The sequence below is a fragment of the Paraburkholderia sp. SIMBA_027 genome, from assembly GCF_046535315.1.
In the GTDB taxonomy this organism is placed as follows: domain Bacteria; phylum Pseudomonadota; class Gammaproteobacteria; order Burkholderiales; family Burkholderiaceae; genus Paraburkholderia; species Paraburkholderia tropica.
The window spans coordinates 1-347 of record NZ_JAWRWY010000224.1 but is presented as its reverse complement, the minus strand read 5'-3'; the positions used below and the strand labels follow the sequence as shown (position 1 = coordinate 347).

The window sequence follows — 347 nt, the reverse complement described above, 5'->3', positions numbered from 1 at the left end:
CAGCGCACTGTTCGAGGAAGCGATCAGGAATAGGAGCGACTATGCTTCCGAATTTCGCATCATCCGGCCGAATGGCGCCGTACGGCATATACGGTCGCGCGCAAAGTATTTCGTCGATGGCCAGGGAGAGCCGTGTTTCATAGGGGCGGAATGGGACGTCACTGACGATGTTCTGCGCAACGAGCAGCTTGCGCGCGAGCGCGAGGCCGCCGATAGCAGCCGCGCCGATGCGCGCTACGCTGCCGATCACGACTATCTGACCGGGCTTTTGAACCGGCGGGCATTCGACGAGGCCTTTGCAGCTCTCGGGCGGGAGGCGGGCCGGATCGTGTCCGTCTGTCATATCG

1 protein-coding gene is annotated in these 347 nt (G+C 62.2%); it reads left to right on the top strand.

What is annotated here, in order from left to right; translation table 11 throughout:
- Positions 1-347, top strand: a 347-nt coding sequence (locus SB764_RS38870) for a PAS domain-containing protein (protein ID WP_410866592.1), incomplete at both ends; no start/stop codon positions are given.